17 protein-coding genes are annotated in these 20,819 nt (G+C 60.6%); 10 read left to right on the forward strand and 7 right to left on the reverse strand.

Annotation, left to right across the window (positions count from 1 at the left end):
- Positions 1-111: 111 nt before the first annotated feature.
- The 4 genes from hppD to maiA are packed head-to-tail and all read left to right on the forward strand — an operon-like array spanning position 112 to position 4,316.
- Positions 112-1,221 carry a 4-hydroxyphenylpyruvate dioxygenase gene (gene hppD, locus ATY75_RS07470; protein WP_088937039.1) on the forward strand — a complete coding sequence of 370 codons (1,110 nt, stop codon included), beginning with the start codon at positions 112-114 and terminating at the stop codon, positions 1,219-1,221.
- A 59-nt stretch (positions 1,222-1,280) separates the two neighbouring features.
- Positions 1,281-2,642: a homogentisate 1,2-dioxygenase gene (gene hmgA / locus ATY75_RS07475; protein ID WP_064838160.1), complete on the forward strand. Its 1,362-nt coding sequence runs from the start codon at positions 1,281-1,283 to the stop codon at positions 2,640-2,642.
- A gap of 19 nt (positions 2,643-2,661) precedes the next feature.
- Positions 2,662-3,687, forward strand: coding sequence for a fumarylacetoacetate hydrolase family protein (locus tag ATY75_RS07480; protein WP_088937040.1), 1,026 nt, complete (start codon positions 2,662-2,664; stop codon positions 3,685-3,687).
- Positions 3,684-4,316 carry a maleylacetoacetate isomerase gene (maiA, locus tag ATY75_RS07485; RefSeq protein ID WP_088937041.1) on the forward strand — a complete coding sequence of 211 codons (633 nt, stop codon included), beginning with the start codon at positions 3,684-3,686 and terminating at the stop codon, positions 4,314-4,316. The genes ATY75_RS07480 and maiA overlap by 4 nt, the downstream gene beginning before the upstream one ends.
- Before the next feature lie 55 nt (positions 4,317-4,371).
- Here maiA and ATY75_RS07490 read toward each other — a convergent pair whose 3' ends face one another.
- Positions 4,372-4,842 (reverse strand): MEKHLA domain-containing protein, encoded by a 471-nt coding sequence (locus tag ATY75_RS07490; RefSeq protein WP_088937042.1) that lies wholly within the window; start codon positions 4,840-4,842, stop codon positions 4,372-4,374.
- A 338-nt stretch (positions 4,843-5,180) separates the two neighbouring features.
- Here ATY75_RS07490 and ATY75_RS07495 point away from each other — a divergent pair, with 338 nt between their 5' ends.
- Positions 5,181-6,509 (forward strand): hypothetical protein, encoded by a 1,329-nt coding sequence (locus tag ATY75_RS07495; protein WP_088937043.1) that lies wholly within the window; start codon positions 5,181-5,183, stop codon positions 6,507-6,509.
- A 115-nt stretch (positions 6,510-6,624) separates the two neighbouring features.
- Here the strand turns inward: ATY75_RS07495 and ATY75_RS07500 are convergent, their stop codons facing one another.
- Positions 6,625-7,533: a hypothetical protein gene (locus tag ATY75_RS07500; RefSeq protein WP_088937044.1), complete on the reverse strand. Its 909-nt coding sequence runs from the start codon at positions 7,531-7,533 to the stop codon at positions 6,625-6,627.
- A 212-nt stretch (positions 7,534-7,745) separates the two neighbouring features.
- Here ATY75_RS07500 and ATY75_RS07505 point away from each other — a divergent pair, with 212 nt between their 5' ends.
- Complete coding sequence (locus ATY75_RS07505) at positions 7,746-9,014, forward strand: patatin-like phospholipase family protein (protein WP_088937045.1); 1,269 nt, start codon at positions 7,746-7,748, stop codon at positions 9,012-9,014.
- Positions 9,015-9,624: 610 nt separating this feature from the next.
- On the opposite strand, the gene ATY75_RS07510 is transcribed toward ATY75_RS07505, so the two are convergent.
- A complete protein-coding gene (locus ATY75_RS07510; RefSeq protein WP_088937046.1) occupies positions 9,625-10,365 on the reverse strand; it encodes a 3-oxoacyl-ACP reductase family protein in 741 nt (246 codons plus the stop codon).
- A gap of 163 nt (positions 10,366-10,528) precedes the next feature.
- The gene (locus tag ATY75_RS07515) at positions 10,529-11,401 is read right to left on the reverse strand and encodes a LysR family transcriptional regulator (RefSeq protein WP_088937047.1); all 873 of its coding nucleotides are present in this window, start codon (positions 11,399-11,401) and stop codon (positions 10,529-10,531) included.
- A 135-nt stretch (positions 11,402-11,536) separates the two neighbouring features.
- Between ATY75_RS07515 and ATY75_RS07520 the strand changes: the two genes are divergently transcribed.
- The 4 genes from ATY75_RS07520 (at position 11,537) to ATY75_RS07535 (ending at position 14,242) form a co-directional block, all read left to right on the forward strand.
- On the forward strand, positions 11,537-12,196 hold the full coding sequence (locus ATY75_RS07520) for a hydrolase (protein WP_088937048.1): 660 nt from the start codon (positions 11,537-11,539) through the stop codon (positions 12,194-12,196).
- An 88-nt stretch (positions 12,197-12,284) separates the two neighbouring features.
- The gene (locus ATY75_RS07525; RefSeq protein WP_088937049.1) at positions 12,285-13,220 is read left to right on the forward strand and encodes a pirin family protein; all 936 of its coding nucleotides are present in this window, start codon (positions 12,285-12,287) and stop codon (positions 13,218-13,220) included.
- 92 nt (positions 13,221-13,312) lie between these two features.
- Entirely contained in the window at positions 13,313-13,852 is a 540-nt protein-coding gene (locus ATY75_RS07530; protein WP_245317543.1) for a hypothetical protein, read from the forward strand.
- 30 nt (positions 13,853-13,882) lie between these two features.
- Positions 13,883-14,242 (forward strand): hypothetical protein, encoded by a 360-nt coding sequence (locus ATY75_RS07535; protein ID WP_088937051.1) that lies wholly within the window; start codon positions 13,883-13,885, stop codon positions 14,240-14,242.
- A gap of 693 nt (positions 14,243-14,935) precedes the next feature.
- Here ATY75_RS07535 and ATY75_RS07540 read toward each other — a convergent pair.
- The 3 genes from ATY75_RS07540 to gpt all read right to left on the reverse strand — a co-directional run bounded on the left by ATY75_RS07540 (position 14,936) and on the right by gpt (position 20,618).
- Positions 14,936-18,751: a vitamin B12-dependent ribonucleotide reductase gene (locus ATY75_RS07540; protein ID WP_088937052.1), complete on the reverse strand. Its 3,816-nt coding sequence runs from the start codon at positions 18,749-18,751 to the stop codon at positions 14,936-14,938.
- A 590-nt stretch (positions 18,752-19,341) separates the two neighbouring features.
- On the reverse strand, positions 19,342-19,929 hold the full coding sequence (locus ATY75_RS07545) for a hypothetical protein (RefSeq protein WP_088937053.1): 588 nt from the start codon (positions 19,927-19,929) through the stop codon (positions 19,342-19,344).
- Between the two features lie 194 nt (positions 19,930-20,123).
- Positions 20,124-20,618 carry a xanthine phosphoribosyltransferase gene (gpt, locus tag ATY75_RS07550; protein ID WP_049734206.1) on the reverse strand — a complete coding sequence of 165 codons (495 nt, stop codon included), beginning with the start codon at positions 20,616-20,618 and terminating at the stop codon, positions 20,124-20,126.
- Between the last annotated feature and the right edge of the window lie 201 nt (positions 20,619-20,819).

Consider the following 20,819-nt stretch of genomic DNA (forward strand, 5'->3'; position numbering starts at 1 on the left):
CACTCACGAACCGTGCATAATATCTTCCAACAGCATGAAGAATGCAAGGATTTTGCACGCGTTTTGGGTCACACTTTGCGCAGTTAAACTCCATCTCGTCAGGAGGAGAAAATGGGTCCTTTCCCGCATGATGCGCCGCCATCCGAAATCACCGCCGACAACCCGGCCGGCACCGACGGCTTCGAATTCGTCGAGTTCGCGCATCCAGAACCCGAGAAGCTCAGTGAACTCTTCACACGCATGGGCTATGTTGCCGTTGCCAGGCACAAGACGAAAGACATCACCGTCTGGCGCCAGGGCGACATCAACTATGTCGTGAATGCCGAGCCCGGCAGCCATGCCGCCCGCTTCGTCGAAAAGCACGGTCCCTGCGCCGCATCGATGGCCTGGCGTGTCGTCGACGCCAGGTACGCTTTCGACCATGCCGTGTCGAAAGGCGCCGTTGCCTATGAAGGTGATGACAAGATGCTTGATGTTCCGGCAATTGTCGGTATCGGCGGCTCGCTACTCTATTTCGTCGAGACTTATGGCGCCAAGGGGTCGGCCTACGATGCCGAGTTCGATTGGCTTGGTGAGCGCAATCCGCGTCCTGAGGGCATCGGCTTCTACTATCTCGACCACCTCACGCACAATGTCTTCCGCGGCAATATGGACAAGTGGTGGGATTTCTACCGCGAGCTGTTCAATTTCAAGCAGATCCACTTCTTCGATATTGACGGCCGCATCACCGGTCTGGTCAGCCGCGCCATCACCTCGCCCTGCGGCAAGATCCGCATTCCGCTGAATGAATCGAAGGACGACACCAGCCAGATCGAGGAATATCTGAAGAAGTACCGGGGCGAGGGCATCCAGCACATCGCTGTTGGCACCGAGGATATTTATGGGGCCACTGACCGGCTTGCCGATAACGGCCTGCGCTTCATGCCGGGTCCGCCGGAGACCTATTACGACATGTCCTATGAACGGGTAAACGGCCATAGCGAACCGATCGACCGGATGAAGAAGCATGGCATCCTCATCGACGGCGAAGGCGTGGTGAATGGCGGCATGACGAAAATCCTGCTGCAGATCTTCTCCAAAACCGTGATCGGCCCGATCTTCTTCGAATTCATCCAGCGCAAGGGCGACGAGGGTTTCGGCGAAGGCAACTTCAGGGCGCTGTTCGAGTCGATCGAGGCCGATCAGATCAAGCGTGGTGTCATCGGGACGGCGGCGGAGTAAACTCTCTCGCACGTCTGAAACGACGCGCGGCGCAGCGAGAGTGATGGGAGGAGTTGAGCATGGACCAGACATCGATCCAGACGTCCGGCGGTGAAGCCGCGGCGACGGACACACTGAAATATATGCCGGGTTTCGGCAACGACTTCGAAACCGAGTCGCTTCCCGGCGCTTTGCCGCAAGGCCAGAACAGCCCGCAGAAATGCAATTACGGCCTCTATGCCGAGCAGCTGTCCGGCTCGCCGTTCACCGCCCCGCGCGGCACGAACGAAAGATCCTGGCTTTACCGCATCCGCCCGAGCGTGCGCCACACCCGCCGCTTCTCCAACGCTTCCTATCCGCTCTGGAAGACCGCACCCTGCCTCGATGAACATTCGCTGCCGCTCGGCCAGCTTCGCTGGGGTCCGATCCCGGCGCCCACCGAAAGACTGAATTTTCTGGAAGGGGTACGGACGATCACGACGGCAGGCGATGCCGTGACCCAGGTCGGCATGTCGGCCCATGCCTATGTGTTCAATGAGGACATGATCGACGATTACTTCTTCAACGCCGATGGCGAACTGCTGATCGTGCCGCAGCTCGGCGCCCTCAGGGTGTTCACCGAAATGGGCATCATGGATGTGGAGCCGCTGGAAATATGCCTCATCCCCCGCGGCATGATGTTCAAGGTCCTCAGGATCGGCGAGCAGCCGGTCTGGCGCGGTTACATCTGTGAGAACTACGGCGCCAAATTCACGCTGCCGGAACGTGGACCGATCGGCGCCAACTGCCTGGCAAACCCGCGCGATTTCAAGACGCCTGTCGCCGCCTACGAGGACAAGGAAAAGCCTTGCCGCGTGCATGTGAAGTGGTGCGGCAAATTCTATGTCACCGAGATCGGCCATTCGCCGCTCGATGTCGTGGCCTGGCACGGCAATTATGCCCCGTTCAAATACGATCTCAGGACATTTTCTCCGGTCGGCGCCATTCTCTTCGATCATCCCGATCCGTCGATCTTTTCGGTGCTCACCGCCCCGACCGAAGATGCCGGCACGGCGAACGTCGACTTCGTGATCTTTCCGCCGCGCTGGCTGGTCGCCGAGCATTCATTCCGTCCGCCCTGGTATCACCGCAACATCATGAGCGAGTTCATGGGCCTGATCCATGGCCAGTACGACGCCAAGGAGGAGGGCTTCGTGCCCGGCGGCATCAGCCTGCACAATATGATGCTGCCGCACGGACCGGACGCGCTCGCCTTCGAAAAGGCAGCCAATGCCGAGCTCAAACCGGTGAAGCTCGATCATACCATGGCCTTCATGTTCGAGACCCGATATCCGCAGCAACTGACGAAATACGCCGCCGAGCTGGAAACGCTGCAGGAGGATTACCTCGAGTGCTGGGACGGGTTGGAACGCAAGTTCGACGGAACCCCCGGTATCAAGTAATAGCATCGGATTTTGGCACATGAAACTTGCGACCTTGAAGGACTCCACCAGGGACGGCCGCCTCGTCGTCGTGTCTCGCGACCTGACCCGCTGCTTCGAAGTCGGCCATATCGCCCGCACGCTGCAGGCAGCCCTCGACGACTGGGAGCATGTGGCGCCGAGGCTCCGGATGATTGCCGAAGGCATCGAGACCGGCGCCCAGCCGACGCGCCGTTTTCACGAGCATGACGTTACGTCACCTTTGCCGCGGGCCTATCAATGGGCCGATGGTTCCGCTTACGTCAACCATGTCGAATTGGTGCGCAAGGCCCGCGGCGCGGAGATGCCGGCAAGCTTCTGGACCGACCCGCTGATGTATCAGGGCGGCTCGGATGTCTTCCTTGCGCCGCGCGATCCGATCGTCGCGGCCGACGAGGCCTATGGCATCGATATGGAGGGCGAGGTCGCCGTCATCACCGGTGACGTCGCCATGGGGGCAAGCCCTGAGACCGCCCGCGATGCCATCCGCCTGGTGATGCTCGTCAACGACGTTTCGCTGCGCGGTCTGATCCCCGACGAGCTGGCCAAGGGATTCGGTTTCTTCCAGTCCAAGCCGGCCTCGGCCTTTTCGCCGGTTGCTGTGACGCCGGATGAGCTCAGCGACGCCTGGCATGGCGGCAAGCTGCATCTGCCGCTGCTCGTCAGCATGAACGGCAAGCCTTTCGGCAAGGCCAATGCCGGTATCGACATGACCTTCGATTTCGGCCAGCTGATCGCCCATGCCGCCAAGACCCGCCATCTCGCGGCCGGAACGATCATCGGCTCGGGAACGGTGTCCAACAAGCGGGACGGCGGCCCGGGCCGGCCGGTCGAAGACGGCGGCGACGGCTATTCCTGCATCGCCGAAATCCGGATGATCGAGACGATCGAAACCGGCGCGCCGAAGACGCCCTTCATGCGGTTCGGCGATCAGGTCCGCATCGAGATGAAGGACCGCGCCGGCCATTCGATCTTCGGGGCGATCGAGCAGACCGTCGGACGTTATGGAGGAGAGGGGGCGCAATGAGCGAGGTCGTTCTTTACGACTACTGGCGATCGTCGGCGAGCTATCGTGTCCGCATCGCGCTCAACCTGCTGGAGATCGACTACAGGACCGTACCGGTCAATCTACTGGAGGCAGCCCACAGGAAGCCGGACTATCTCGCGCTCAACCCGCAGGGGCTGGTGCCGACCCTGGTGATAGACGGGCAAGTTCTGACCCAGTCGCTGGCCATCATCGAATACCTGGCCGAGCTGCGCCCGGAATGTCGATTGCTACCATCGGACATCACCGACAGTCAGCATGTACGCGCGTTGGCCTATGCGGTCGCCATGGACATCCACCCGATCTGCAACCTGCATGTCGTGGCGCATCTGATTGAAGTGACCGAGAAGGCCGAGGCCCGCGAGGCGTGGATGAAGCATTTCATCGCCGACGGGCTTGGCAAACTGGAGGCGATGAGCGGCGAAGCCGGCGGAGCCTTCAGCTTCGGCAATGCGCCGACGATGGCCGACCTCTGCCTTGTCCCGCAAGTCTACAACGCCCGCCGCTGGGGCGTTGATCTCACGCATCTCAAACGCATCGTCGAAATCGACGCCCGCTGCGCCGAACTGCCGGCCTTCCAGGCGGCGCATCCCGATCGCGTAAAACCGTGACGTCACCGCTCGGGTACAAAGCTTCAGGCTGCGGCCCGACAACTGGACGGAGAGACTACGCGTCCCGCCACGAAGGGAACGTTGCAGCCTGGCCCAGCCGCTTGCCCATTTCATCGATAAGCTGCCAGACGGTCACGTTCTCGATCCAGAAACGGCGCCCGGATTTTGCGATCCTGACGCCGCGACCATTCTCGACAAACCCATCGCGGATCACGCTATCCAGCAACCGCTGACGCTCGGCGCGGTCCGGCTGCTCGGCCGAAAGCCGCGACGGCAGCGAGATGAATTCATCCCAGCTATATTCGAAGCAGTTCTGCGCCGTGCGGTTCGCGTAGATGAAGCGCGGATCGGGCAGGGTATTGTGCGCGAGGACCACGAAAGGCGCATCGTGGTAAAGCCATCCCGGCCCTTGTCCGTCCTGGACAAGACGACGGCCGAGGATGCGCAGATGGCTGCCGGTCAGGAGGGAGAAAAAATCGGGATCGCTGCTCAGGTCGAGGGCGTGATTGTCGTAGGGAGAAGTCACGAAAGGCCTCGCTGGTCAAATGCTTTGGTGCAGGCGACATAGCCGATATTCACCGCACAGGTCCATGATGCTTTTGCGAAACGAGACGCTTCCCAGCGGGTGCCAGCATTTACCTTGTCGCAACACTTCTGATTGTGACGCTTGCCAGAGGATCGCCCGTTGTGCATTTGATACTAAGCTGCCGGGGTCGCCATCAATATTCTCTGCGAAGCTATTGTTCTTCTGATCGTAATGGCGTCGGCTGGGCGCGGGCAGCAGGGATTCACGGGGCAGGTGATTTCGTCATCCGGCTATACCAGGCGCAAGCTATGCTGCGAATGACGACAGGAGAAATACAGGTGCTCGAGGGCTCGGGAAGAATGCGGAAATCCGTCTGGTTGATATCGCTGCTGCTGGCGTTCGTCGCCTTGTTCGGAGAGGCGCACGCGGAAATTTCCTACCAACGTTTGGACGGCGCCCCGGGAGAGCGTGGTCTGGGGATAAAGGGCGTGTTTGAATTCTCCGACGATCCGACGAAGCTTGTCGACGAATACAGGCAGTACCGACCGGACTACATCACCTTTGACTCACCCGGGGGAAACGTTAACACTGCAATCAAGTTCGGCCGCGCTATCCGCGCGCTGAATGCAAGAACAATCCAGATCAGAGCCAAGGAATGTGCATCGGCTTGCGCCTTCGCCTTCGTCGGTGGCGTTGAAAGGTTTGCCGAGCCGGGCTCCATCGGCGTGCATCGGGCTTCCCTATCCGGCGATGGCGCCACGGACAGCAAATTGGCAGTCTCGACCGTTCAAGGGGTGACCGGCGAGATCATCGGCTATCTTACCGACATGGGAGTAAGCCCCAATCTGCTGCAGCTTAGCCTGTCGATTGACAGCACCGACATCAGGTATCTCACCGCTGCGGAAATGCGAGACTGGAACATCAACACGCCCGAGAACATGCCCTTGCCACAGGAAAGCGCTTCGCCGCCATCGGACGCCGCGCAGGTGAGCGCAACACCCGCCGACATGCCGTCGGACCCCAGCGCTTCCGAGGAGGCTGCCGCATCCACGCCCGGCGACCTGACCACGGACGCGGTTGATTTCGCCAATCGATATAACGACGAATGGTCGAAAGACAGCACCTCGGCGCTTGCCTTCATGAAGGACGTCTATGCCGATCAGGTTTCCTTCTTCGGAACCTCGGTCGACAAAGACGTCATCCTGAAGGACAAGGCGGCCTTCGCGCAACGCTGGCCGGAGCGAGTCTACAGCGTCAAGCCCGGCTCCGTGACTGCGAGCTGTGCCGGAAAATGCGAAATGTCAGGAATTGTCGAGTGGTTTGCCCGAAACAAGAACACGGGTAAGACGTCCTCGGGGATGGCGGAGTTCTCCTTCGTCTGGAACACGGCCTCTCTGCAGATCGAGTCCGAGACCGGAAAGGTGCTCGCCACGGACAAGGAAGCCAAGGCGCCGGATCGTTTGATAGATCAATGGATAGGACTGGACGACATCTGCCGCGGCAGCACCGATCGTTACGGCATCGAGACGGAGCGGGCCTGCAAACGGCGCGACGCGCTCGGTCCGCTGCTTGATCGCGTTGACTGGTGCTACGGCCATGAAGGCGAAGCCGGAATGGACTGGGCGTGGCACAAATGCGATGCCAACTCCACGAGGTATGGCAAGTAGATACCGCCGGTCCGCCGATAGGGTGCGGCAGTTGTCTGGGCAAGCGGCATCTCTAACACTTTCAATGTACACATCCTGCTTTCCCGAAAATCGTTCCGATTTTCGGGCCGATGCGCTAGCAGCCGTCGAGCGCCTTGATCCTGGAAACCAGGGTCTTGCCAAACACGTAGGTGGTCTGGACGTCGGCGCGACCCTTGCAGCGACGGCCCTCATTGGTGACGTATTCGTAGGAAACCCGGACATCATCATTGCCGCGCAGCGCCGTGCCTGTGAGTTTGAGCGGCTGCGACATCGCGCCGAAGAAGGCGTGGATTGATGCTTCATTGAAAGGCCCCTGGCCACGCTTTTCCGGAATGACCAGCGCCGAGGCGGTTTCACCATCGGCTGCTGCGAGCGCGGAGTAAAAGGCCGTCACCGTGCGCATGGGATCGTGCGGAAACGTCTTGCCCGCCTCGGACGCTGGATCAGGTCCGTCCTCGTCAACCGCGTCATAGGTAATGCCCACGGCCTGTGCCTTGGCGGCCGTCAGCCATGCGATGCCTTCAGGCGGTGCCGACGTCACGTAGGCGATGGCGGTGTCGGATAATCCCAGCTGGTTGAGGTAGGCTCCGACCAGGGCATTGGCGACGCCGCTCTCGCTGGCCTTGCCGTCCACCACGCGATAGGCGGCATGGAAGCCGATATTGGATTCGGGCTGCAGAAACCGCTGCGACCCGGCAAGCCAGGTGAGGGCGCAGGCTGACGCGCACAAGGTCCCCGGCGGGGTAGCCGTGGCAAAGCCTCGAAGGCGGATGGCCCGCCCGATCTCGATTCCGGCTTTGAGATCCCCGCCCTCGCTGTTCAGAAACACAAGGGCCTTGCTGGAGGCGGCGGCCAGGTTTCTGAAGACGATTTCGTCACCGTCGTTCAAGACGCCCGTGACTGAGATCAAGTCCGTGTCACCTTCCAGCGGCTCTCGCGTGATCTCTGCCGCAGACAGAGGAAACGCGCATAGAAACAACAACCCAGCCACGATGTGACGCATCGATTCCCCCACTTTCGCTGGTGTTATTGAACATCGCGAAGGATGTTTTGCAAGACTGATCCTGCAACCCTGCAGAGGGCTTGGCCTGTGGATCGACGTGAAAGAGGACGGACGCCGATCTCGTGCTAGATCCGCTATGACATTTTTTCGCGCGGGTCTCGATCTGATATACAGCGAATGTCGCCATCCTTCTTAACGTGATACGACAGAGCATGTCAGAAGACGAGCATCCTCAGGAAAACACCGTCCTGTCTGGATCTGACGAACCCGAGAAGCCGGCCGAGCGCTACCAGCTCGGCCTCTGCCTTTCGGGCGGCGGTTATCGAGCCATGCTCTTCCATGCGGGATCGCTGGCGAGGCTGAATGAGGCCGGTCTTCCGGCGAAGCTCGATATGATCTCCTCGGTCTCGGGCGGATCGATCGCCTCCGGCCTGCTGGCCTATGTGTGGCCGCGGCTGGTCTTTGAGAACGATGTCGCCGTCAACTTCAAGACGGAATATGTCGATCGCATTCTGGCCTTCAGCCAAGTCTTTTCGGACGGGCCAAGCTTCCTGAAGGGCGTGTTCAATCCCTTGTCGAGCGCGGCGGAGGAGGCCGCGAAACTCTACGAGCGACATCTGTTCGACGGAAAGTCGCCAAGCTTGAAAGACCTGCCGGAATCGCCCTGGTTCGTCTTCTGCGCCAGCAATCTCAGCACCGGTTCGCTCTTCCGCATGTCCAATCGCTATATCGCGGATTACCGGATCGGCGTGTCGTTTCACCCGGCATTGTCGCTCGCAACCGCGGTTGCCGCGTCGGCGGCATTCCCGCCCGTGCTGTCCCCGCTGCGATTGGATCTGTCGCAGTTTTCCTGGAAGAGGGAAAAACTCGACGACACCGTCGGCGAACCCGTTGCGCCAGGTCGGGCAATCTTGAGCGACGGCGGTGTTTACGACAATCACGGCATCGAGCCGGCGCTGAAACGCTGCGATTGCCTGCTTGTCAGCGATGCCGGCGCGCCTTGGCGCTCCTCCACCCGCGGATACTGGAATTATCTCAGCCAGCTCAAGCGCGTTCTCGACACCACCGACAATCAGGTGAGGGCGCTGAGGCGGCGAGACCTGATCGGCGGCTTCAAGGCGGCAAAACAGGCCGAACTGCTCGGCCTCGATGCTCCCTCGAAATCGGCTCTGCGCGCAAGAACGCACGGCGTCTACTGGTCGATCGACAGCAGGGACGCCGAACTCGCGCCCTATGCGTCTTACGCGCTGCCGCCGTCGTCGGTTATTCCCTCCGACGTCGGCACCTATCTTCATTTCCTGGGCGCCAAGGAGACCGAGTATCTGACGAATTGGGGTCACTATGTCTGCGACGCGATGCTCAGTCGGTTCTATCAATCGCCGCTGGCGCCATCGTCCGGCCCGCCGCTGCCTGTCGGGAGCGTCAAACCCTCCCGGGCGGCGAGCGCCAGCAAGCGCTTGTTCGACTTCCTGCCCTTTTGAACGGAGTCGGGCGGCGGCTAAAGATTTGGTTGATTGTTGTCCCACGAAAAAGCCGGATTCCAAGGGGGCGCAATTGACGACGCAAAAGGCCAATGTTTATCCGAATTTCCTTGCCTAAATTGAAGAGCGAGACGTAGTCGCGATTGAACTCTTCGACACCGGAAGGGTGAAGAAACTGCTGACGGCATTGTTTAACAGGGTTGAGCTGCCAGGATGGCATCACATCGTGATCTCGCTGGGGAACGGGGACGCTGTCGCCGCCCTCGCTGAACGCTGCAAATCAGATGGATGTCTGCAAGCTGGCCCGCAATGGACTGGCGACGGATTCTACGAGGTGATCACGATGCCGGGACGGCACTCCTGTCGAAATCACAGCGTAGGGAGCTAGGGGCACCGTAATGACGGATCATAGGTAGCTATAGGCTGCCAGCGAACTCGGCCCGAAGGGAAAAATGTTCACGGACGTGCGCGCTGATCTTGAATGCGCTCGTTATTGTTGATGTCCTGCCAGCCGCGTTTAGGCGCTGCGTTTCCACGCGAGCATAACCCGTGCCTCCGCTTACGTGAGCCGGCACGCTTGCACGTTCGCCGGCTCGCAGGACAACCATTATCAGGCGATCGCGCCGCCGTCCGCAGTAAGGGTCGCACCCGTGATCACGCCAGCGGCGGGGCTTGCCAGGAATACCACGGCATTCGCTATCTCCCTCGGTTCGCCGTAGCGTCCCAGCGACGTCAGGCTTCGCTGGAAATCGGCAGCCGCGCCGTCGGCGGGGTTCGAATCCGTATCCGTCGCACCAGGCTGAACGAGGTTTACGGTGATGCCGTTTGGCCCTAGTTCGCGGGATAGCCCGCGGGTAAACGAGGTCAAAGCCGCCTTCGACATCGCGTACGGTGTTATCCCAGGGAAAGGAACGCGCTCGCCGAGTGCGGAGCCGATCGTGACGATACGACCGCCATCGCGCAGATGCGGAATTACAGCCTTTGCGAACAGCACCGGCGCACGAACGTTGACGTCCATGACCGCTTGATATTCTTCCAGGTTCAAATCGGCGATATTCCCCGCATGGCCAATGGCTGCGCTGTTGACAAGGATGTCCAGCCCGCCCAGCTTCGCCATGGCTTCTTCAACCGCACGAGCGATGGCCTGCGGGTCGGCACTGTCAGCCTGGATGGCGGCGGCGCGGCGGCCATGGCTTTCAATGGACCTGGCAACCGCCTCGGCTTTCTCGGTCGAGCGATGGTAGGTGAACGCCACGTCGGCTCCGCTGTCGGCAAGAGCCACAGCGATAGCCGCGCCGATGCCACGAGAGCCGCCAGTTACAAGGGCGCGCTTTCCACTCAAATCAATCATGTGGGTCGATTCCTTTCATCCCCGTCGGGTCAAGACGCCGCAGATTTGCGGAGCCTCCTGACAGGTTGTTCGGCTTATCTGATGCGCCGGGTGCGCCTCTTGAAGTGACGGGGATTGCGACAGCATGTTGCGCGAAGCGGAACAGCGCCCCAACGTCTCTTCTTTACGAGCCGGAATCGAAGCACTCGATCAGCATCTCCGTCAGCACACGAACTTTTCGGGAGGGGTGCTGTGCGGGAGGTCTGACGACGAAGATGCCGGCGGTGGGCGGTCGGTAACGCGTCATCACCTCGACGAGCGTACCAGTGGCGACATGCTGATCAGTGAGGCCGTCTGGAAGTCTGGCAATGCCGATCCCTTCCAGCGCGGCCGCTAGGAGCGCTACGCCGTTGTCGGCCTTGAAGCGTCCTTGCGGCCTAATGTTAAGGACTTGGTCGCCATCCGCGACCTGCCAGACTTCCGTCCCCTGCATAAGAGCCTGATGATTGAGAAGCTCGTCTGGCGTCTCGGGTGCCCCGTTCGCCGCTACATAGGCCGGGCTTGCTACGAACTTTCCATAGAGCGGCCCGACGCGTCTCGCGACGAGGTTGGAATCCGGGAGGTATCCGACCCGAATGGCGCAGTCGAAACCTTCCGTAATCAGATCGACGAAGCGGTCGGTGTAGCACGAGTAGACATGCAGTTGCGGGTGTCGACGCGCCATTTGAGCCAGCACCGGGGCGAAGTGCGTCGGACCAAACGAGAGAGGTGCTGCAACTCGCAGTCTGCCGCGGAGCTCGCCGGCGGGCAGGATCGTCTCGCGCGCCGCATCGATCTCGGCCGAGATCCTAGCGGCATAATCTCGAAAAGTGGCGCCGTCCTCAGTGAGCGCGATTCCTCGCGTCGTTCGTGAGAGAAGCTGTGCACCAAGCTCGGCCTCTAGCCGAGCGATGCGCCTGCTGACCATCGATTTGGAGATGCCAAGGCGCTGCGCGGCAGGTGTCACGCCACCCGCGTCGGCAACTTCCACGAAGGTTCTGAGATCCTCTATTTCCATCCGGCGTTCCCCATTCTGCAACACAGCTCGCTTTCTCCGAGGGCTACCGCATCATTGGTGGCAATGACAAGGTCTTCGTGCCTCCGAACGGAGCGTTCACATCTGTTTCGACGAACCGCCAACCAAGGATATTCCATGACCTTTCGCAACGGCCTCAACTCCCTTCTCCGCCCCGAGGATTCGGTGCTCGTCCTCATCGACCATCAACCCTACCAGATCGCGAACGTGAACAGCCACGAGCCCACCATGGTGGTCAACAACACGGTCGGTCTGGCGAAGGCGGCTAAGGCCTTTGACGTCCCGACGATTCTCACCACGGTGATCGCGGAGCGCGGCGGCAACCTGTTCCCACAGATCGCCGACGTTTTCCCCGGCCAGGAAATCATCGACCGGACGTTGATCAACACCTGGCAAGACCCGAAGGTTGTCGACGTCGTGAAAGCGACCGGCCGCAAGCAACTGATCATCGCAGGCCTCTGGACGGAGGTATGCGTCGCCATGCCGGCAATTCAGGCAGCCGGCGAGGGCTGGGACGTCACCGTGATTACAGACGCCTCGGGCGCAGTTTCGGTTGAGGCGCACCAAATCGCGATCCAACGCATGATCGGAGCCGGCGTCAACATGATGACTTGGCTGGCGCTTGCAGCCGAATGGCAGCGGGACTGGGCCCGTGCCGAGCAGGCGGCAAAGTTAACGGACGTCATCGTCCAGCATTCAGGCGGTAGCGGGATTGCATATCTGTGGGAGCAGCAGTTGCTCAACACGCCGGCGCCAAAGGCTGGCGCAGGAGTATAATCCGACGTAAAGGGAGAGTGGGATGCGCTCTGTCGCAGCTTGCTCTCCCTCTACGAACGGAGATCAGGCCACAAGGAGGATGTAGTAGATGAGCTGGAACCCCGCGATCGAACCCGGATGCCCTGACAAGGTCGGAACGGACGCAATCGAAACGCTGATCGTCCCACGAGCCCGCGACCTGGGAGGCTTCGAAGTCCGGCGCGCTCTGCCCGCGCCGAACCGACAGATGGTCGGTCCGTTCATCTTCTTCGATCAGGCGGGCCCTGCCGAATTCCTAACCGGGCAGGGCGTCGACGTTCGGCCCCATCCGCACATCGGTCTCGGCACAGTCACCTATCTCTACCGCGGCGACTTTCATCATCGGGACAGCACCGGCGCGGACCAGATCATAAAGCCGGGTGAGTTGAACTGGATGGTCGCGGGCAGGGGCGTATCGCATTCGGAGCGCACGAGCGCCGCGGCACGAACCGGTCCGAACAGCTTGTTTGGAATCCAGACATGGCTGGCCCTGCCTGAAAGTCATGAGGATGTGACGCCCTCATTCGAGCATCATGGCCAGACTGCGCTCCCGATGATCGAGGACAAGGGCGTCTCGGCGCGACTGATCTTGGGCAACGCCTACGGCGAGCATGCCCCCGCCAGAATGTTTTCGGAGACCTTCTACGCCGACGTCAAGCTGGAGCCGTCGGCGCGTCTGCCAATGCCCGACGACCATGAAGACCGGGCGATCTACATCGTCGAAGGTTCGATCTCCGTGGCCGGGCAGGAATTCGGCACCATGCAGATGATGGTGTTCCGTCCCGGAGATCGGATCATGGTGGCGGCAGGCGAGCAGGGCGCGCGCATCATGATCCTCGGCGGCGCCACGTTCTCCGGACCCAGATACATTTGGTGGAATTTCGTTGCTTCGTCGATGGAACGTATCGAAGAGGCGAAGTCGGAGTGGCGGGCCGGAAAGTGGGGCCAGGGTCGCTTTGACCTCCCGATTGACGATCGCTCCGAGTTCATTCCTCTTCCGGACTGACCGCAAGTCGCCTTTCCAGGCGAACCATGTCGCGGCGGGAGTAGCCAGGTACGGGAGGAATTCGTGCAGAAGAGAACGACGGACTGGGCGGGGTGGATGAGGCACTGTTCCTCGCTATCGATGAAGCGGTGGATCAAGCCGTGCGCGCAGGCGGGGCCGAGCTACAGTCAGCTGGCTTCCACACCTCGCCGCACGAATACTTCAGCGACGCTGCACTTCGCCACCTCTTCATGCGCCTATGCCGTGCCGATGTGCGGACCTATAGGGGAGGAGACCCTGACGTCGCTTGGAAAATCCTCTATGCCGGCCGCAACGTCGCCCGCCGATGGGAAATGGATCAGGTCCGGCTAGCATCGACCCGCAAGAAAAAAGAACACGACGAGGATATCGAGAGAGACCAGAGCGAACGGCGGCAGTTGGCCATCTCCGCGCAGACGTTTGTGCTCGGAACGGTCGTTCGTGCCCTGGTGGAACATGTACGTGCCGCGGACCCGGAGATCGACGGCCGGCTGCGGGCTGCGGTCGAAGCCCGCGTCGTCGAGCTCGATGGCGGCTCCGATACAGATCGTGCGTTCATCGAAAGCACTAGAAATTACCTCTCGTACTTCACCAAGGTGCCCGAGGGTGACTAAATCGGCACCGGAAATCGTCGAAGGGAAGCCATGTCACAAGACAATTCCGGCAAGGATCCTGCCGAAACGCAGATCGCCGACATCATTGAGCAGGCTGATAAGGCGTTATCGATCGCAATCCTAGCCGCTCTGCAAGAAGCCAGAAATCTGGCTGCCGAAGGCATGTCAGCTATCGGAAAAGAAGGGGCGGCGCCGGCACTCGAGTATTTCGCTGCCGTCGTTCATCAACGCATGTACTGCCTGATGTGCGGGGCGGATCCGGACACTTTCGAGGGAGGCAACCCCGATATCGCATACCACGTCATCCGCAACAGCCAGAACATTGCCAAGCGCTACTGGTCGGCTGACATTGACATTTACCCGGAGAGAGAAAGTGAGAAGCGTCGGTAGGCGGTTGCCCGCCCAGCAGTGACGTTCCGCCTCATGAAACCTCAGTTGGAGTCATTGCCCGCGAGCTTGTCCATGTGGAACTAAGCGCAACCGGCATAATCGAGGATCCAGCAACGGTTCCCTTCGCGCACGGGCTTCGTCATGTTCTTGACGTCGTGCTACATCTTGACCTTTGCGCCGAGCAGTCGCTTCAGATCGAACCGTGACAGATGATCCTTGATGAGATGGTGGAGTTCGCCAACCGAATCGACATCGTACTCTTAGTTGCCCGTGAGCGGCCGGATAGCGGGGCCAAGCCTGAAGGACTCCTGGCAGTAAACCTGCGGGTCGAGGTGTCGAACTGAGCTCCTTCACCGTGTCCCCAGCCACCGAACGACTTGAAGTTGCGATCTGCTTGCTCGTACCGGTGCTCGGGGATTTCGAGTTCGGCGATCATCGCTTCCAGAAATGCTTCGATCGTTCGATATGCACGTTCGTCACTTCGACCTCGCTCGTACGCGTGAACTTCTAATTGATTCCAACCCGCGCGTTTGTTTCGTGTTCTGCTCCTCTGACTACAACTTTCAGGCGGCGTGGTCCGCCTGAAAGATGTTTTTTGTTTCTGTCCAATAGGCGCTTTAGTTGGAACAATCCCGCCAAACGGCTCCCGAAGATTGTTTCAATGGACGTGACATGAGCTGTGTATGCAGCCGCTCAGCTGCACCCGCTCGTCGCACCGCACGTGTCGCACTTCTCGCAAGTCCCGTTCCGCACCATCGTGAAGTTCTGGCATTCCGAGCACATGTTGCCGGTATAGCCCTGCATGATCGAGCGCTGGCGGCGCTCGGCTTCCACCTTCTTGGCTTCGGTCTTGGCCGTTGCCGCGTCCGCTGCCGCCTTGTCGGAGAAGAGGGCGGTGGCGTCGCTGGTGATTTCTTCCATCACCTCTTCGGCGATTTCCTCGGCCAATTCCTTGGCGCGCTCCTCGTAATCGCGCTTGAAGGCGACGATTTCGGAGGTGGAGATGGCGACCGTCGGTTCCAGCTTGCGCGCGGCGCTGCCGGCAAAGGCGGTCACCGTGCCGGTGGACGCGGCGCGGGCAGGGGCTGCCGTTGCTGCACCCTTGGGTTCGCCCGCCTGGCGTTCGCCGCCGGTGCCAGAGACGAGCGTCGGCTTGTAGCCGCGGGTCCAGCCGGTTGACAACAGGTTGGTCTTGCCTTCCTGGATGCCCTTGCCGAGTGCGGTGTTGGAGAAGTCCGACGTATCGACATGGGCGAGGTCATGACGGCCGAGATAGGAGACGGCAAGCTCGCGGAAGACGTAGTCGAGGATCGACGTGGCGTTCTTGATCGCGTCGTTGCCGATGACCATGCCGGCCGGCTCGAACTTGGTGAAGGTGAAGGCCTCGACATATTCCTCGAGCGGCACGCCATATTGCAGGCCGAGCGAGATGGCGATGGCGAAATTGTTCATCATCGCGCGGAAGGCAGCGCCTTCCTTGTGCATGTCGATGAAGATCTCGCCGAGGCGGCCGTCGCCGAATTCGCCGGTGCGGAGATAGACCTTGTGCCCGCCGACGGCGGCCTTCTGGGTATAGCCCTGGCGGCGGTTCGGCAGCTTCTCGCGTTCGCGCGAAACGCGTTCGATCACCCGCTCGATGATCTTTTCGGTGATGGTGACGGCCTGGGCGGCGACAGGCGCCTGCAGCAGTTCCTCCAGCGCATCCTCGTCGTCCTCGTCTTCGATCAGCGAGGCGTTGAGCGGCTGCGACAGCTTCGAGCCGTCGCGATAGAGCGCGTTGGCCTTGAGGCCGAGCTTCCAGGAGAGCAGATAGGCGTTCTTGCAATCCTCGACGGTCGCCTCGTTCGGCATGTTGATCGTCTTGGAAATCGCACCGGAGATGAAGGGCTGGGCGGCCGCCATCATGCGGATATGGCTTTCCACCGAGAGGTAGCGTTTGCCGATCTTGCCGCAGGGATTGGCGCAATCGAAGACCGGCAGATGCTCGGCCTTCAGGAAGGGCGCGCCTTCCAGCGTCATCGCGCCGCAGACATGGATGTTGGCGGCTTCGATGTCCTTCTTCGAGAAGCCCATATGGTCGAGCAGGCTGAAGCTCATATCGGCGAGCTGTTCGTCGGAAACCTTCAGCGTCTCCTTCAGGAAGTCGGCGCCGAGCGTCCACTGGTTGAAGACGAACTTGATGTCGAAGGCGCTCTTCAGCGCGGCGTTGACCGCTTCCACCTTCTCGTCGGTCAAGCCCTTGGCCCTCAGCGTCGACGGGTTGATCGCCGGCGCCTGGTTCAGGTTGCCGTGGCCGACGGCATAGGCCTCGATTTCGGCGATCTGGCTCTCGGAATAGCCGAGCGTGCGCAGCGCGTCCGGTACGGCGCGGTTGATGATCTTGAAGTAGCCGCCGCCGGCGAGCTTCTTGAACTTGACGAGGGCGAAGTCGGGCTCGATGCCGGTCGTGTCGCAATCCATGACGAGACCGATCGTGCCGGTGGGCGCGATGACCGAGACCTGGGCATTGCGGTAGCCATGCTGTTCGCCAAGCTCAAGCGCCTTGTCCCAGGCCGATTTGGCATGGGCTGCAAGATCCTGATCCGGGTTTTCCGAATGGATCAGCGCGACCGGGTCGATCGACAGCGCCTCATAGCCTGAGGTTTCGCCGTAAGCGGCGCGGCGATGGTTGCGAATGACCCTGAGCATGCTTTCGCGGTTCGGCGCGAAGTTCGGGAAGGGCCCGAGTTCGGCAGCCATTTCGGCCGAGGTCGCATAGCAGATGCCGGTCATGATCGCGGTCAGCGAACCGGCAATGGCGCGGGCCTCGGTGGAGTCATAGGGAATGCCCGACGACATCAGCAGGCCGCCGATATTGGCGTAGCCGAGGCCGAGCGTGCGGTATTCATAGGAGAGTTCGGCAATGCGCTTCGACGGGAACTGCGCCATCATGACCGAGACTTCGAGTACGACGGTCCACAGGCGAACGGCGTGTTCGTAATCGGCGATATTGATGCGCTTGGTGGCCTTGTCCTTGAACTGCAGGAGGTTCAGCGAGGCAAGGTTGCAGGCGGTGTCGTCGAGGAACATGTATTCCGAGCACGGGTTCGAGCCGCGGATCGGGCCGCCGGCCGGCGAGGTGTGCCAGTCGTTCATCGTCGTGTTGAAGTGGATGCCCGGATCGGCCGAGGCCCAGGCGGCGTAGGAAATCGTTTCCCAGAGATCGCGCGCCTTCAGCGTCTTCATCACCCGGCCGTCCTTGCGGGCGGTCAGCTTCCATTCGCCGTCATTTTCGACGGCGCGCAGGAAGTCGTCCTTGATCGAGACGGAGTTGTTGGAGTTCTGGCCGGAGACCGTGAGATAGGCTTCCGAATCCCAATCCGTGTCGTAGGTCTTGAATTCGAGATCCTTGTAGCCCTGGCGGGCGAACTGGATGACGCGCTGGACGTAATTTTCCGGCACCTGGTCCTTCTTGGCGGCGCGGATTTCGCGCTTCAGGGCAGGGTTCTTGGCCGGATCGAAGCAATCGCCGTTGTCGCCGCCTTCGCAATTGAAGCAGGCCTTCATGATCGTCTTCAGATGCCGGGCGACAATCTTCGAGCCGGTGACGAGGGCCGCAACCTTCTGCTCTTCCTTGACCTTCCAGTTGATGTATTCCTCGATATCGGGATGGTCGATATCGACGACCACCATCTTGGCGGCGCGGCGCGTCGTGCCGCCCGATTTGATGGCGCCGGCGGCGCGGTCGCCGATCTTCAGGAAGCTCATCAGGCCGGAGGAGCGGCCGCCGCCGGAAAGCTTTTCGCCTTCGCCGCGCAGCATCGAGAAGTTGGAACCGGTGCCGGAGCCGTATTTGAACAGGCGCGCCTCACGTACCCACAGGTCCATGATGCCGCCTTCGTTGACGAGATCGTCTTCGACCGACTGGATGAAGCAGGCATGCGGCTGCGGATGTTCATAGGCAGACTTGGACTTGGTCAGCTTGCCGGTGAAGGGGTCGACATAGAAATGGCCCTGGCCGGGGCCGTCGATGCCGTAGGCCCAGTGCAGGCCGGTGTTGAACCACTGCGGCGAGTTCGGCGCGACGCGCTGGGTGGCGAGCATATAGGCAAGCTCGTCCTTGAAGGCGGACGCATCTTCTTCCGAAGAGAAATAGCCGCCCTTCCAGCCCCAATAGGTCCAGGTGCCGGCAAGACGGTCGAAGACCTGGCGCGCATCGATTTCGGAGCCGGTCTGCTCATCCTTGGGCAGGGTCTTCAGCGCCGCATCGTCGGGAACGGAGCGCCACAGGAAGGAGGGAACGTCGTTTTCCTCGACTTTCTTCAGCCGGGTGGGGACGCCGGCCTTGCGGAAATACTTCTGCGCCAGGACGTCGGTCGCGACCTGGGAGAATTGCGCGGGAACGTCGATATTCTCGAGGCGGAACACGATCGAACCGTCGGGGTTCTTGATCTCGCTCGTCGCCTTGCGGAATTCGATATCCGCATAGGCGCCTTGCCCGGCCTTCGTGAAACGACGTTCGATGCGCATGGTCTTGACCTCGTGTTGGCGCCCGGTCCCCGCGACCGGGGCGCAAAATTTCTATCCGGCGGCACATTGTCGTCGTGCAGCCAGTCTCGTTTCCGTATTGTCACAGGGGTGTCATCCGGAGATGTTCTTCCTGTATCTTGTGGTGATGGTGGCTGCAAACGCTAAATATAGTATTAACAGCTTATTATCGCCAGTCCCGACGTCACTTTTTTTGGAGGCTGAAAATCGCGCAGAGATCCTGTCAGGCCTGACACCGTTCCCGGTACATCGCCCTGATTCCGCGTCCTAATTTTCAATAGGGAACCGGGCTCGTTACCTCCGGTCCTGTCGCCGCCGCAACATCAGGGACAGTAAGTTTGAAACGGGTGATTCCGTCAAGGGCTGGCCGTTAATTGATTGCTAACCACAACATCTTGTGGATGCGCCTGTGGAGATTGGGGAAAGCCGGGGAGCCCTGAAATTACAATGGCTTGCAGGCGCTGCCGGCTAAGGAAAAGGCTTGAACGGCAAAAAAGCGTCCGGCGGCAAATCTTGGTATGGCATTTTCGGTGCAAATCGGCATGCCGATTCGGTGCGGAAATCGGCCCTGTTCAAAGCGCATCGATGGCGATGGTGACGGTGGCGACGCCGATCGGCCTGTCCTCTTCGTCGATGACCACGAAGCTCGCCTGCGTTTCCAGCATCTGGGTGGATTGGTTGCGTTCCGCCCGGTCGACGAAGATCTCTCGGGAGCCGTCGGCGAAGGTTCTGAGGTATTTCTCTTCGTCGCCCTGCCAGTAGTCGGCGGTGATGGTGCTTTGCCCCACATTCAGCCCATGACTGTCGGTGACGAAAAATTCGACGATCGCCCCCTGCGAGGCGTCCTGCCTGGTTTTCAGATAATTCGACACGGATTTGTCGAGCAGCAGTTGGACCATCTGCAGATGGTGCCGATCGACCTCCGACCGGTAGGTCTCATCGAGCACCCGCAGGTCGATTTCGCTGACATCGGTGAATTTGGCATTCTGCTCGGCGATGGCTTTCAGCACCAGCGGCGTTTCCACCATCGGCCGGATCCGCGTCTCGACATAGTCGCGCACCAGCGGAATATAGGCAGGCTCGGCGCGAGCAGGCGCGAGCGGGGGCAGATATGCCGCCAGCCCGACGGCAACCACCGCAACATATCCCCACCGCGCCATCGTCGTTTCCTTCTATCGCATCGTTTTCCTGCACGCTTTAAGCGCAGTTTGATGCGATTCGCAGCTGCCGAGTTTATGCGAATAAGTTAAAATAGATGTGCATATCCCGATAGCGGATTCAGGAAACCTTGCTGACAAAAACTGGAACAATTTCAAGTGGTAAATACGATGGGTGCGCGCTGCGATCTGTGCGCTCAGCGCGGTCCCTTGGCGATCGGCTCCTGGTAGGTGAAGCCCATGTCCCAAGGGAAGTAGATCCAGGTATCCTGGCTCACCTCGGTGATGAAGGTATCGACCGTCGGAACACCCTTCGGCTTGGCATAGACGCAGGCGAAATGCGCCCGCGGCAGCATGGTGCGCACCTGTACGGCGGTCTTGCCGGTATCCGTCAGGTCGTCGACGACGAGCACCCCTTCGCCGCCGTTTTCGGCAAGCTCGGGCGCTATCCCCTTGAGCAGGGTCATGTCGCCCTGGTTGACATAATCATGGTAGGAGGCGACGCAGACGGTCTCGATCAGCCGGATGTTCAGTTCGCGCGAAATGATCGCGGCCGGAACGAGGCCGCCGCGGGTGATGCAGACGATCGCCTTGAACGTCTGGTCAAGGCCGGCAAGCCGCCAGGCAAGCGCGCGCGCATCGCGGTGGAACTGATCCCAAGAGACGGGAAAGGCTTTATCGGGAAGGGACATCGGGCTGCTCCGCGGCATGAAAAAACAACACGCCGTTTTGCGGCGACCGGACGGGCTTGAGGCGGCGATCGACCAAACAGGAAATCGCACGAGCTGCGCTACGCGAGTTCGCGAGCTGTGGCCGAGGCTCGAAGCCGTCATCGGTCGCCGCAATTAACGGAATTTGCCGTCAAAAGGCAAGAGCGCCAATGATCGCGGCGT

The sequence above is a fragment of the Rhizobium sp. N122 genome (assembly GCF_002211295.1).
Taxonomy (GTDB): domain Bacteria; phylum Pseudomonadota; class Alphaproteobacteria; order Rhizobiales; family Rhizobiaceae; genus Rhizobium.